16 protein-coding genes and 3 pseudogenes are annotated in these 11727 nt (G+C 49.2%); 11 read left to right on the forward strand and 8 right to left on the reverse strand.

The window, feature by feature from the left end:
* Positions 1-16: 16 nt before the first annotated feature.
* The 6 genes and pseudogenes from OGX84_RS08070 to OGX84_RS08100 all read right to left on the reverse strand — a co-directional run bounded on the left by OGX84_RS08070 (position 17) and on the right by OGX84_RS08100 (position 5099).
* Positions 17-1135, reverse strand: coding sequence for a phage integrase Arm DNA-binding domain-containing protein (locus OGX84_RS08070; protein ID WP_286457751.1), 1119 nt, complete (start codon positions 1133-1135; stop codon positions 17-19).
* Between the two features lie 304 nt (positions 1136-1439).
* Entirely contained in the window at positions 1440-3656 is a 2217-nt protein-coding gene (locus OGX84_RS08080; RefSeq protein WP_286457753.1) for a 3'-5' exonuclease, read from the reverse strand.
* 141 nt (positions 3657-3797) lie between these two features.
* Positions 3798-4124: an RrF2 family transcriptional regulator gene (locus tag OGX84_RS08085; protein ID WP_052194475.1), complete on the reverse strand. Its 327-nt coding sequence runs from the start codon at positions 4122-4124 to the stop codon at positions 3798-3800.
* 15 nt (positions 4125-4139) lie between these two features.
* Positions 4140-4433, reverse strand: coding sequence for a hypothetical protein (locus OGX84_RS08090; protein WP_286457756.1), 294 nt, complete (start codon positions 4431-4433; stop codon positions 4140-4142).
* A 161-nt stretch (positions 4434-4594) separates the two neighbouring features.
* Positions 4595-4744: pseudogene (locus OGX84_RS08095) on the reverse strand (hypothetical protein); the annotation flags it as partial.
* Complete coding sequence (locus OGX84_RS08100) at positions 4728-5099, reverse strand: hypothetical protein (protein WP_258237891.1); 372 nt, start codon at positions 5097-5099, stop codon at positions 4728-4730. The gene OGX84_RS08100 and the pseudogene OGX84_RS08095, both read right to left, overlap by 17 nt.
* Between OGX84_RS08100 and OGX84_RS08105 the strand changes: the two genes are divergently transcribed.
* Positions 5093-5404, forward strand: coding sequence for a hypothetical protein (locus OGX84_RS08105; RefSeq protein ID WP_104868784.1), 312 nt, complete (start codon positions 5093-5095; stop codon positions 5402-5404). The two genes, OGX84_RS08100 and OGX84_RS08105, sit on opposite strands and share 7 nt — an antisense overlap.
* 366 nt (positions 5405-5770) lie before the next feature.
* Here the strand turns inward: OGX84_RS08105 and OGX84_RS08110 are convergent, their stop codons facing one another.
* Complete coding sequence (locus OGX84_RS08110) at positions 5771-6178, reverse strand: helix-turn-helix domain-containing protein (RefSeq protein ID WP_219936909.1); 408 nt, start codon at positions 6176-6178, stop codon at positions 5771-5773.
* 130 nt (positions 6179-6308) lie between these two features.
* Here OGX84_RS08110 and OGX84_RS08115 point away from each other — a divergent pair, with 130 nt between their 5' ends.
* From OGX84_RS08115 to OGX84_RS08160, 10 genes and pseudogenes are all read left to right on the forward strand, one after another.
* Positions 6309-6536, forward strand: a complete 228-nt coding sequence (locus OGX84_RS08115) for a transcriptional regulator (protein WP_047462929.1) — start codon at positions 6309-6311, stop codon at positions 6534-6536.
* A 2-nt stretch (positions 6537-6538) separates the two neighbouring features.
* Entirely contained in the window at positions 6539-7093 is a 555-nt protein-coding gene (locus OGX84_RS08120; protein ID WP_286457762.1) for a toxin YdaT family protein, read from the forward strand.
* A 41-nt stretch (positions 7094-7134) separates the two neighbouring features.
* Entirely contained in the window at positions 7135-8121 is a 987-nt protein-coding gene (locus OGX84_RS08125) for a DnaT-like ssDNA-binding domain-containing protein (protein WP_286457764.1), read from the forward strand.
* The gene (locus tag OGX84_RS08130; RefSeq protein ID WP_047462937.1) at positions 8114-8578 is read left to right on the forward strand and encodes a replication protein P; all 465 of its coding nucleotides are present in this window, start codon (positions 8114-8116) and stop codon (positions 8576-8578) included. Before OGX84_RS08125 ends, OGX84_RS08130 begins: the two co-directional genes overlap by 8 nt.
* 14 nt (positions 8579-8592) lie before the next feature.
* Positions 8593-9009, forward strand: coding sequence for a PerC family transcriptional regulator (locus OGX84_RS08135; protein WP_047462940.1), 417 nt, complete (start codon positions 8593-8595; stop codon positions 9007-9009).
* Between the two features lie 4 nt (positions 9010-9013).
* Positions 9014-9349, forward strand: a complete 336-nt coding sequence (locus OGX84_RS08140; protein WP_286457768.1) for a hypothetical protein — start codon at positions 9014-9016, stop codon at positions 9347-9349.
* Positions 9346-9552: a hypothetical protein gene (locus OGX84_RS08145; protein ID WP_286457769.1), complete on the forward strand. Its 207-nt coding sequence runs from the start codon at positions 9346-9348 to the stop codon at positions 9550-9552. Before OGX84_RS08140 ends, OGX84_RS08145 begins: the two co-directional genes overlap by 4 nt.
* Entirely contained in the window at positions 9549-10070 is a 522-nt protein-coding gene (locus OGX84_RS08150; RefSeq protein ID WP_286457771.1) for a DUF262 domain-containing protein, read from the forward strand. The genes OGX84_RS08145 and OGX84_RS08150 overlap by 4 nt, the downstream gene beginning before the upstream one ends.
* Positions 10071-10494: 424 nt before the next feature.
* A pseudogene (locus OGX84_RS08155) lies at positions 10495-10779 on the forward strand (dATP/dGTP pyrophosphohydrolase domain-containing protein); the annotation flags it as partial.
* A 225-nt stretch (positions 10780-11004) separates the two neighbouring features.
* Positions 11005-11175 (forward strand): annotated as a pseudogene (locus tag OGX84_RS08160) (class I SAM-dependent methyltransferase); the annotation flags it as partial.
* A 5-nt stretch (positions 11176-11180) separates the two neighbouring features.
* On the opposite strand, the gene OGX84_RS08165 reads toward OGX84_RS08160, so the two are convergent.
* Entirely contained in the window at positions 11181-11585 is a 405-nt protein-coding gene (locus tag OGX84_RS08165; protein WP_047462960.1) for a cell envelope integrity TolA C-terminal domain-containing protein, read from the reverse strand.
* Positions 11586-11727 lie beyond the last annotated feature (142 nt).

The raw sequence follows: 11727 nt of genomic DNA on the forward strand, positions 1-11727 counted from the left end.
GCGGCACAACCTGAAATCAAATAGCCAGTTTGGTCCACTCCTTCCCGCGATCGTCGTTATATCTGTCAGTTGTTGATTGCGTTTTATGGCCCAACAGAATTTTTGTATCGATGCCCTGGGCACGATAAAGGCGCTCTGATAATGATCGTTGCTCATGAAATGTCGTCGGGGTTTTGCCTTCAGGCGGAATGACGCCAGCAGCATCACGCGCCGTTGCAAATTCTTTCGTAAGCAATGTAAGCGAAACGTGTTTTGCAGCTGTTTTTCTTTTCCCGTGCAGCAGGTAGGGACTGACAAAACGATCCCGGCATTTTCGGATCACATCCTCAAGTGTCATGCCGATGGCATCACAACGTAAATTCAGAGGTAAAGCTATACGGGAACCTGTCTTGATTTGCTCAATGTGTAAGTATCCGTTCCTGATGTCGGAGAATTTTATATTAGCGATATCTTCCCGGCGCTGACCCGTAACGAGTGCAAGAAGCATCGCGTTATGCGCATAATGATCTGCCGGGATCTTATCCAGAATTTTTTTCCACTCATCAAGTGACAGGCGCGCACGTTTCACCTTAACAGATGGTTTTTTAGTTGCGTTAGGAGGATTCCAGCCTGGAGGTACTTCACCAGCATGCTGAGCCTCAAGAAAAATATCCACCCATACAACGCGATTACAAAGCGCGCTACTGGCATGGCCAGCATCCAAAAACTCATCCAACAGAACGGCAAAATCTTTCACCTCCAGACTCTTCATCGGACGAGAACCCAGTCGCCTGGAAAGTAATTCGGCCATGCGTTTTTTTTCTTTGTATCGTTTTTCGGAAAGGGAACCTGCATCCAGGCTTTGTCTCTGTATTTTCAGATATCGTTCAATCCATGCTTTAAGACTAATTCCTCGCTGTACTACTGCTTTAGGGGTTTCATCAATCTGGCGTAAATAATGCTCGGCCTCAGCCACTGCAATTCTTTGGTTTGCTGTTGTGGCTATTTTTTCTGCTTTTTCTCTGTCTGTTCCCAGACCGTGAAACTTCCCTGTTAAAGGATTTTTGTACTGATAATAGGTTTTTGCGGTGCGGCGATCGAACCGGGCATATAACCCGGAGATTGATACATTATTTTTTCGTGGCCTTGGCGACATCGCTTAGTATCTCCCGCAAAATTTCGTCGTCGTCACTGTGAATTTCAGGTTCTATTCCTGTTGCTCCGGGGCCGATATAAATAGCCCGTTCATCAATACACCAACGATTTCCAATTTTTATTGGCCGTGGTTGTATATATCCCAGCTTCCCGTGCTTCACCAGGCATGGCATTGTTATGGGAAAGTGTAACCTGCGAGCTTTCCAGTCCCGCAGTGGTATCAGACTTTGTTCACTCATAGCCATCGCTCTCGATAGCCAGCTGCATAATACGCAGCGCAGCTGGCGAAGATTGATATTGAAAAATCAGTTTGCAGTCAGTCGCTGCCAGATGGCGGATACGTATTTGACCTGGTGTCGGGCATCGGACAATGCGTTGTGCATGTCACCTTCAAACTTAATGTCATAGCGCGGATTAATACCCACGGCTTTACCTAGCTCGACCATTGTCCGAACGTCCCGGTCATTCCAGAACATCCAGGGGCAGTCGATGCCGGTTCGGTCATAAGACTGGCGGAGAATGACATTGTCGAATGAGGCACCATTGCCCCAGACCTGCATTAACGATGGACCGTTTGCAGCATTTTCTGCGATGAAGTCATTAAGCTGGAAGAGGGCGTCATCAAGCTGAATTGCATCATCCATAACGATCGCAGAGCGCGCTTCAGCTGACTGCTTCATCCACCAGACGATCGTTGATGCATCCGGTACGCCACCCCATGCCATAGCAGATTCCAGACTGACGACTTTGTAGAATTCCGCGCCGGTATCGCCGGTTGCCGGGTCAAAAAATACGGCGCCAACGGAAACGACTGGCGCATCGGGTTTATTGCCCATCGTTTCCAGATCCACCATTAAGTGGGAATAAAGTTTATCTGGTTTTTGAACTGCAATTTGGTGAACGGGTCCATTATTCAGGGGATCTGTTTGCGAACCATCTGTATCACTGCCTTCATCTGACTGAGTTGCTGCTTCGCTCTGCGACATTTCAGTACCAGCTTTGGCTTCATCGTTACCAGTTTCTTCCATCTGCACATCGCTGGCGGTCTCCTCTATGTTATCCGCATTCAGTTTTTCTTCAGCAGAGAGCTGGCGGACATAGTCAACAACAGATAATGGCTGTGCTGGTGGGGTGTTAACCAGGCTGTCGATGGAATAGACACCATTGCCGAGGTTTTCGATGCTTGGTTGCTCAGTACGAGACAGGGCTTCAGTGATGAGTTTTTTACCAACAAAGGCATATTCTTCGCCCACGCCATCAGGGACTGGCGTTTCTTTCTGGCCGTTAATCGCATCCTTAACTGCATCCAGGGTTACTGCGACTGAGTTAATCTGTCGCGCGGCGGCCAGAGTTTCCTCTGTTGGTTTTTCGTGGTTTTTTTCCGTCAGATTGGCATTGATATAACCACGCATGCGATCTGGAAAATTATGGATGTGCGCACCCGCGTCACGAATTAACGCAAAAATTGCGGCACGGGAAAAATCCAGAATGCCGGGAGTCGCGCGAAGTGCGGCAGACCACTCTTTCCACGGGCTCTCTTTTTTAGTGATGATCTCTTTAGAACGGCGATGAATGGATAGCGGAATATTGTAAATATCAAAATCCATCGGCAGCGTGGCCGCCGCAATTTCGTAATCCATCGTTTCGAAGGTATGGATGTACTCAGGGCTACGATCAGTTCTGTTTCCGCCACCAGCGCTAGCTCCGCTGGATGTTCTCTGGATGCAGGAGACGCGATTGCCGTTAACCCATTCCTTTGTGAGAAGTCCGCGATCAATATGTTCTGTATTAAACCAGGCATTAAAAAACTGGATAACGGTTGCCAGTTCTGGCGTTTTGCCATCAAGAGAAAATACCTTTTTAACGGCATTCACTACTTTATGAATGTCGGATTCAAGCGCTTTTTTTAATGGTTCAACGTTTTCAGCCGCCAGCAGAAGATTCTGGACATACGAATTATCAGTGTCCATCTCAAGGCGCAAAATGTCTTTTTTCTGCCCGGCATCGACGTGATAGAGATACTCACCATCGCCAATAAATTGAGCGAGAACGCGGTGACGGAAGGGCATTGTCGCAACAACGGTTAATTCCGGGGTTTCAGTGCGATTGTCGCTTTCTTCGGATGCTGCATCGTTTACCTGTTCGCTGGATTCTTCGCCCTGCGATGGTTCTGCATTGGGCTTATCATCTTGCGGAGCGTCCGATGCTGTGGTTTCGTCTGCGTTGCCCGTATTGTCGGATACAATTTTTTTCCAGCTAGCCCCATCCTCGCCGAGTTCGTAACGGTCGCACCAGGTGTCATCCAGCTTTCCTTCTTCCGGCAGATCGTCAACAACAAACCAGTTAGTACGAATCGGCAACTGGTGGTCAGCACCACGACCGACTTCAATCCCGGAGTCTTCCAGAATATTGAGGATTTCGCGTTCAGCGCGTGAGTCGGATTTTGCAGAGAACCAGCAAAAGAGGTTTTTAGCGTCTGCCGCTTTGGCTTTTGCTTTAATGAGATACGCATATGTGTTCATTGCGTTCGGGCTCCTTAAGGTTGTAAGATACCCGGCAGCTGATGATTGCCGCCTGTGGTAGTGGTCATTGGTCAAAACTCGTTCCGGGAAGCTTTGGTCGGCTAACCGGGTACTTAACCCGCCTTGCGCGGGTTTTGTGCTTTATGGGGCCGGGGATTTTCCCTGCGACAGCTGCGCGACGGGAACCCACTCCAGGGCATTCAGCACGGGTTCGAACGAATCCGGCGTGCGCGTCACGGCGCGAACGACATCAGCAACGCTGGGATTCATCTTTTTCAGATGGTATCCACCGCCGGGGCCACGCTGGCTGGTAACAATGTCGCTGCCGCGAAGCCTTGAAAAAATCTGCTCTAGGTATGAGACAGACAGCCTGGATTCTTTACTGATAGATGCGATGGTTACTGGTTTGCCGTTGTAAATCCTTTTAAGGATCGCCACGGCCTGAACAGATGCCACAACACGCTTCATTCCAAATTCCATGATTTAGCTCTTCTCCGGTTCTTGGCCATAGCCCTGGTGAGTGTTAATAGCATCGGTGAGAACTTTAATTGCCTCATCATGCGGTAATGTCAGGGCCAGCTTTATCGCAGTTCCAAAAGCATCGGCGACAACCTCAACCGCTTCCATTTCAAAGTTATGTTCTGTCCAGGCCTCGCCCAGAACGTCATCTTCCACTTCATCACGCAGGGCTTCTTTGACTTCGCGGACAGGCAAAACACCAATCAGTTGCTCTGCAGGTGCTGTGCTGAATCTCAATGCCAGTTCGTTCGCTGACATAAAAACCTCCGAAAAAGAGCCCGCCACGGGACGGGCAAAGAAGATTTTCTCAAATTAACCGAACAGGTCTTCGTCTCCTGTTGGTTACGATGGCGGTATTACCATCACGATGCCCCGTGCACTGAGCATCAGGCTGGAAACAGCCATTGGTCAAAACTCGTTTACGGGCGTGATACGGTCTGCTGGTCTACAGACGGGTCGCCTTTCTGAGCCAGGGTGTAACAGATAAGGCGGATTATTACTTCAATACGGTTAAGCAGAACGGCCTGCTGCCGTGCTGGCTTGCGTGCGAAATCAATCATGGTCATCCTCCAGATGCCCGTTATCGCGAAGCCAGCTAATGACCTCGTCAGGAGAAAGACGATCCAGAATTTCCGGTAACTTGCTATTGTTGTCAGCCCAGTCGATGTAATCCGGCAGGTCGATAGCGGCAAACAGCACATCGCTTTCGATTTCTTCCAGCACGTCATCCACTTCAACGCCGCGAATTTCAGCATTCACAAAATCGCGATAACCGCTGGTTGAAACGTCAACTCCCTGCGTCTTGAGATCTAAATCAATTTTCATTTTCCCTCCCCATTGTTGCGCCTGTCTTTTCACCACTTCAGGCTCGGTGGTGATATGCTGGTAGTTCTCACACAGCCAGCAAGGATATGAAAATGGCATCACGTCCAATCTGTGTTTTTTGGTTCAAAAACCAGGAACAGTATGATTCCTATAAAAAAGTACTAACTGATGCATGGGTATTACCTGAAAACTATCGGGATTGGCTTATCCGCTTTAATCAAATGGTTGAGCGTTACGAAAACAGCGGTATCCAAGTGATTAAAGTAGAGGCCGAGGCTGACGAGTTCGCTTCCTGGTGTCTTAGTAATGTTCGTGACACTAGTACCAAAAGCTGCAATGACTTCGCGGCTTTCATAGGCGGCAGCAAGGCGATCCGCGATAGTGAGCGTGATTGGGGATATTAGTAAGCAAACTCGATTATCAACCTTTGACACTTCAATCTTCATTTTCCCCACCTCTATTAGTTATGGCCCTGCATCAAATGATTACTCTTGATGCGGGGATTTACTGAATCTCTCTGCTCGTATCGCTGAGCTGGCGGAACGTTTGATACCTGCTGCGCATAATATTCGTCATCTCATCCGGTGCTTCGTATGCCACCGGCAGCTACTGCGTGGGCGTCCTGCCTTGATGAATGTCTTTGCGTTGGGAATAGTATTATCGATTAGATCGATATATGTCAAATTAAATCGATAGCACAAGGCGCGATATACCCACCGATTGGTTTATCGGATTGATTTTTCGCGGTTTATGATGGGGGAGGTTCGGGGTTACTCGTTACTTGGGATTATTTTTCGTTTTTTGAGGTAGGCTGTAGCTACATCGTCAAGTTCTTGCAGACGCTGCTCGATCAACTCAATTATCTTTTCTCTTTCATCATCAGTAGGCAAAAGCTCAAATTGTTCAAGAAGTTTTTGTTCCTGAACAGACTGAGGCTGTCGTTTTTTTTCTGATGCAACTATCGGGATATTGTCGGCTTCAGTTTCTTCAAGAAAGAACCAATAAAGCGGAAAGCCTGTAGCGGACTGTAGCCGATCTAGGATGTCAGCTCTTGGAAGTATATTGGAGTTACACCAGCCATTGACTGACTGGGCTTTTACTCCCAATCTCCGTGCAAGTTCCGCTTGAGAGATTCCAAGATCTTGGATGGCTTTTTGTAATCGCTTTCCGAAGTTCATATTCCTAGCCCGCTCAAAAACATACCTCCGATTATACAGATTTTATCTGTAGCTCAACCTATCGATATAATTTGACGATATCGAAATAATTTGATTTACTTCCTGCATATTCACTCCACGAGACATGTCAATGAAGATCTCTACCCAAAAGAAAATGTTAGCGATATGCAGTCAGGCTGAGTTGGGGCGTCGTCTTAACCGTCGAGCCCAAACAGTTAATGGATGGTTCAAGAACAAGGTGCCAGGCGAACTTGTTGTTCGCGTTTCAAAAGCTGTTAACTGGCAGGTGACTCCACATGAACTGAGACCTGATCTTTATCCAAACCCGACTGATGGTTTGCCACGGGAGGATGCGTGAATATGCATTCCGTAACTTACCCACATCATAACCAGCGGGTAGCCATTCCGCTGAAATCTGAAAATCAATATAAACCGCAGCGGCGTGACACTATCCGGCACCGCGCGATCCGTGAAGCTGTCAGGGAATGGGAATCGACATTACCCGGGCAGGCACAGGAAAAGATTGCGCAGCTGGTGGCTGAACACTGGAGCAAGCAGGGCGGTCGCGGGATCACTGTGAACAAGCAGAACCTGTTCCGTTATCTCAAGAATGAAAATAACTCCGGCAAATACACGGCTTACGTTATGCGGCTGGCGTCCGCGATTGCTTCTGCCATGCCGATTGAAATCGCCAGAACGCACGGATTACGGCAGGGGAAAACGGAAACTGAGCTGGTGGCCTGTGCGGTAAAAGAATGCAGCGAGGCTCACCAGGCCAAACTGCTCGGCGCGCCGTTGCACAAGCTTGAAAAAGAGATCCGCGAAGCGGCGATCGCGTTATTCAACATGCTGCCAGCAGATGCGGCGGGACCACTACTGGCGAGTATCAGCGCCGTAGCGCCGCAAATTTTTTAACGAGTTTTTACCAATGAGCAGGCTATACACGGGGAGGCTACATGAGCATTGATGCAATGCGATGGGCCAAAAAAGTTAAAACCGGAAAATCTTCCAGTAAGGCGATCCTTACCTGGCTGGCAGATATGTGCGGGGCTGACTTATGTGCATATCCATCTGTTGCTGCACTTGCAGAGGCAACGGAACTGGACAAAAAAACCGTGCAGGCTGGTTTACGGCATTTGATCGAAATCGGACTTATTGCCGACACCGGGGAACGAAAGGGGCGAACTAAACAGATACCCGTATACAAATTATTAGGTGTCGAAGAAAGCGTTGTTGATTCTGAACACACCCAAAATCGGGAGCCTTTAAAGCCACCCGAAAACGGGGTTCTTAACGGTAAGTCACCCAAAAACGGTTGCCTTAAAAATGACCAAAGACACCCGTTTTTTCCTTCAAAGACACCCAAAAACGGGATCGGGAATCTACCAAGGAACCATAAAGATCTAAACCCCACACATAGTAAAGTGGTCGAACCAGTTTCGCCGGACTATCCGAACCAGCCAGGGATTGTATTTGGCAATGTTCAGTCATTCGGAAAATTTGCCATGCATCCGTCCTGGACACCTTCACAGGATTTTAAACGGATGGCTGAACTATGGGGCATGCCGTTAAAGCCGGGAATTAACCTTCCAGCGGAACTGAACAGTTTTATTACTTACTGGCAAGCCGAAGGGAAGGTGTTCCACCAGGTGCAGTGGGAGCAGAAATTTGCACGGCATTTAGGCCGGGCCAGCACACAAATCAAACCAGCAACCGGAGGTAACGATCATGCGGGAGTACGAACAGGACCTGCACCATCACGAGCTGTACAGCAGATACGAGAAGCCAGAGCAGAATGGGAACGTAAAAACGGACTTGCTGGCGACAGAGACGGCGTGGCGGCTATGGGAAGTCATGGGGGAGATATTTTCGAATCGCTGGACGCAGAAGAACGGAACGGAGCCTTCGGCTATCTGGATTGCCCAGATCGGCTCGATGACTGAAAGCCAGATCAAACTGGTCTGCCAGCAGTGCATGGAGCGTTGCGCAGTCGGGAACACCTGGCCGCCGGATCTTGCCGAGTTCGTTTCGCTGGTTTCTGAGAGCGGGGCTAACCCGTTCAGTCTCACGTCAGACCGGGTGATGGCTGAATACAAGCGCTGGCGTAACGAGTCATACCGTTATTCCGGCAGTGACAAATATCCGTGGCCGCAGCCAGTGCTGTACCACATTTGCGTCGAAATGCGCAGGACTGGCGTTGAACGCCAGATGACAGAGGGGGAGCTGAAAAAACTGGCAGAAAAATTACTCACGAAGTGGACAAAACATGTCAGCAATGGCTTGTCCGTCCCGCCGATTCGTCGCCAGCTGGCGGCGCCGCACCACCCGGCAGGGCCAACACCGGCACAATTGCTGATGGAGGAATACAGACGCCGCAAAGCGGCAGGCTTAATCAACTAAACGAGTTTTGACCAATGACCAAAGAACTTTCACAAAAAGACCAGGTGGCGGTAGTTGTTCGTCACATTCCCGGGTGTGTATTGCGTGATGTCTGTGAAGCGCTGGATATTGCCGCCGGAACGGCAGGGCGTTTCCTGCGGGCGCTGACTGTCAGCGGGACGATAACCCGCAGCCACAACGGTACACAGTACGTTTATGACGTGGCGCCCGGCGCGGTAATACCTGACGTAACGTTGCCGTTCATGGAAGAAAAGAGCGATCCCGTAAAAACGCAGGCAGTTGAAAGCATCGCCAGAAATCTGGAGTCCCGTGGGCTGTGGCGCCGCGCGGCAACGGTTTATACCGACATGTTGGCTATTGCCAGCAATTCTGTCGAAGTGGCCCGTATCGCGCAGCGGCGCGAAGAATGCCTGCGTATGGCTCGGAGGTGACCACATGGAAAAAGTAACCCTGAGAAGTAAAGACCAACTGGCGGTGATCGTGTTCCTTGAAACAAACAAAATCGCCTCAGTCCTGAAGCTCGGGCGCCAGATGGGATGGAGTAACAAACATACTCACGCAATTACCGGGCGTCTGATCCGTATTGGTGTTTTGAAGAATGTCGGTAAACCAGGAAAGCCGCTGTACCGGCTTGTTCAGCGCTGGCAGACAAAAGTCAGGTTGCCTGAGCAAAATCAGCCCGCGCCACAGCCGCTGCTTATAACCGATGTTTGTCGCCAGAACTGGCAGGGCTATCAGATACACAAAATTTTCGGGAGCGCACGGACATGAGCATAACGAAAACTCACACAGGCGTTGTGATCACCAAAGATGGTCCGAAGCGTAAAAAATTGCACGAAACGGAAAGAATGTGGGTGGTTGGCAAGAATGAGTTTTACCACAAGGAAACAGGGCGCCGTCACTTTGCCGAGAATACTCGCCGTCGCCTGCTGCTGGACAGTATCGACCCGATTAACAAGGAGGCCGCCCAATGAGCAATCGTATTCGCGAGGCTGAAATATTCCGCGCAAGAACTGGTGAATATCCGATTGATATGTACATCAACTGGATTCGGCAAGGTGCGCTTAACTTCTGTGCTGAATATCAACGTGAGTACGTTTGGGGGATCGACGAGCAGCAAGCATTTCTGCGCATCCTCGTATCTGGTTTTCCGATCGGAAGTGTTGCGCTGGCAAAAGCACCTGACTGGGATGTCTGTGACGGCCCTTACATCGAGGTTGTTGACGGGAAACAACGGCTGACAACGCTGAAAATGTTTATCAACAATGAAATTCCGATGGTGCTCAGCGGCGAGGAAATCTATTGGTTTGAGTTCACCAGAGCTGAGCAGTTGTCTTTCGGTCGTCCGACTCTGAGCGCGGTAATTCTCGATGACGCTACAGTGCGTGACCGTATCGCATACTTTGTTGCTGTGAACTTCACAGGCGTTCCTCAGAGCGAAGAACACCGCCTACAGGTTCTGAAATTACAGGAGCGTCAGCATGACAACTAACAACCACCCGGCACACGGCCCTCTCTCAAATTACCGCCTGCACCGCATTCGTGAAATCTTGGGCAAAGCAGCAGCACAAAGTGACGGCGGCAATCTTGGTTACGCAATGTCTGACGCTGTGAAAGCGATTGATGAATTGTTAGCAGGGAGGAAGTCGGAGCCTGTGGCATGGACTGATGAGCAGGAATTGAGAGATGTTGAAAAAGACGGCTTAGGATACCTGTTCACCGTGAATCCAATTACGCCTCACGCAGACCCTCGCAGAGTGATTAAGCTCTATCGCCACGCGCAGCCAGAGCCGGTAGTGCCAGAGGCAAAGTGTGACGATGACGGAAATACCACATCTGAGTTTGACCACGGCTGGAACGCCTGCCGCGCCGCCATGCTTCAGGGTAGCCAACCTGTAAGTAATCGTGATGAGTTGCGCGAACAGGTTCGCCGTGAACACGCTGAATGGTCTGATGCCACGTTCGGCAATGTCGGCCCGGTTGGGCCATTGAAGCATCTTTCTAAAGAAGCTCTGGAGGCAGCCGATGATGTTATAGACTTGAGCGAATGGGCTGACATGCAGTTCCTGCTGTGGGACGCGCAGAGACGTGCCGGCATCTGTGACGGTGAAATTACAGCAGCGATGGAAGAAAAACTGAAGGTGAACATGGCGCGCCAGTGGCCGGAGCCGAAAGACGGTGAACCTCGCCTTCACATAAAAACAACTCCGTAGCTGGGAGGGGTAAGGTGATTACTTATCTTTTTTTCGGTTTCCTTATTGTTTGCACTCTGTTTTGCATGGTGATGTTATGGCGGGTGGTCAAGGTGGCAGAGTGGCGACTCAAGGCCCTCGAGATGAGTGCTGATGATTATCGGGCACTACCTGAATTTCATAAGATGTTGTGGATGATTTGGATATGGAGGCTAGAACGCTTCCCGAGACGTAATAAGCGGGTATGGCGGGAGACGAAGTGATGATCAACTTCTGCAATACGCCACCAATCGGATTATAGAGCTGGAAAACCTGCTGGTGGATGTTGAGGAAGCTGTCTGACCAGCGGAAGTGAAAATGTTTTTTTCTCAGGTAGAGAACGCCGGGGATCTCCCGGCGCACCATAGTTTTCATGGCTGACCTTCGAAGTTCCATCTTGCGGAACCCATATTAAAGTAAACTCTCCGATCGGTAAACGCCGGGAATGTCGCTCTTTCAGAAGCTTTTTGCAATGCAGCGCAATAATCTTTGTCACCACCTTTCACGATAAAATTTTGCAGGGTGCCATCGACTTTGAAATCCAAATGAGCGTTACATCTTTTACCATTCCAGGCATGGGGCTCTGTAAGTGCTGCGTCCAAAGCTTTTTTTATTCTGGATGAATACCATCCATATATATCCTTATCTGACACTTTACCCGAACTCTTATATTCGCATGATTCCATTGCGTTTTTTTTCTGACAGCCTGTAGGTGCAAGAGGGGAGCAACCTGCAATGGTTAATGTCACCACAATCAACATTAAAAATTTTATCATACATGTTTCCCGTCATGCTGAAATTCAATTTATTGAATTGTATAGTTATTTTCAGAGATTTAAAATATGATAGTTACATTACTTCTTCAGTAATGAAGTGACAGACTTCATTACTAATGTTTCAACTGCACGAAATCTACCA

The organism is Citrobacter sp. CK202 (assembly GCF_030333225.1).
Lineage (GTDB): Bacteria > Pseudomonadota > Gammaproteobacteria > Enterobacterales > Enterobacteriaceae > Citrobacter_B > Citrobacter_B koseri.

Excerpts from the sequence above, each read along its gene's own strand:
- OGX84_RS08070 (WP_286457751.1), bottom strand. The coding sequence starts at position 1,135 with ATGTCGCCAAGGCCACGAAAAAATAATGTATCAATCTCCGGGTTATAT.
- OGX84_RS08080 (WP_286457753.1), bottom strand. The coding sequence starts at position 3,656 with ATGAACACATATGCGTATCTCATTAAAGCAAAAGCCAAAGCGGCAGAC.
- OGX84_RS08085 (WP_052194475.1), bottom strand. The coding sequence starts at position 4,124 with ATGAAGCGTGTTGTGGCATCTGTTCAGGCCGTGGCGATCCTTAAAAGG.
- OGX84_RS08090 (WP_286457756.1), bottom strand. The coding sequence starts at position 4,433 with ATGTCAGCGAACGAACTGGCATTGAGATTCAGCACAGCACCTGCAGAG.
- OGX84_RS08105 (WP_104868784.1), top strand. The coding sequence starts at position 5,093 with ATGGCATCACGTCCAATCTGTGTTTTTTGGTTCAAAAACCAGGAACAG.
- OGX84_RS08100 (WP_258237891.1), bottom strand. The coding sequence starts at position 5,099 with ATGCCATTTTCATATCCTTGCTGGCTGTGTGAGAACTACCAGCATATC.
- OGX84_RS08110 (WP_219936909.1), bottom strand. The coding sequence starts at position 6,178 with ATGAACTTCGGAAAGCGATTACAAAAAGCCATCCAAGATCTTGGAATC.
- OGX84_RS08115 (WP_047462929.1), top strand. The coding sequence starts at position 6,309 with ATGAAGATCTCTACCCAAAAGAAAATGTTAGCGATATGCAGTCAGGCT.
- OGX84_RS08120 (WP_286457762.1), top strand. The coding sequence starts at position 6,539 with ATGCATTCCGTAACTTACCCACATCATAACCAGCGGGTAGCCATTCCG.
- OGX84_RS08125 (WP_286457764.1), top strand. The coding sequence starts at position 7,135 with ATGAGCATTGATGCAATGCGATGGGCCAAAAAAGTTAAAACCGGAAAA.
- OGX84_RS08130 (WP_047462937.1), top strand. The coding sequence starts at position 8,114 with ATGACTGAAAGCCAGATCAAACTGGTCTGCCAGCAGTGCATGGAGCGT.
- OGX84_RS08135 (WP_047462940.1), top strand. The coding sequence starts at position 8,593 with ATGACCAAAGAACTTTCACAAAAAGACCAGGTGGCGGTAGTTGTTCGT.
- OGX84_RS08140 (WP_286457768.1), top strand. The coding sequence starts at position 9,014 with ATGGAAAAAGTAACCCTGAGAAGTAAAGACCAACTGGCGGTGATCGTG.
- OGX84_RS08145 (WP_286457769.1), top strand. The coding sequence starts at position 9,346 with ATGAGCATAACGAAAACTCACACAGGCGTTGTGATCACCAAAGATGGT.
- OGX84_RS08150 (WP_286457771.1), top strand. The coding sequence starts at position 9,549 with ATGAGCAATCGTATTCGCGAGGCTGAAATATTCCGCGCAAGAACTGGT.
- OGX84_RS08165 (WP_047462960.1), bottom strand. The coding sequence starts at position 11,585 with ATGATAAAATTTTTAATGTTGATTGTGGTGACATTAACCATTGCAGGT.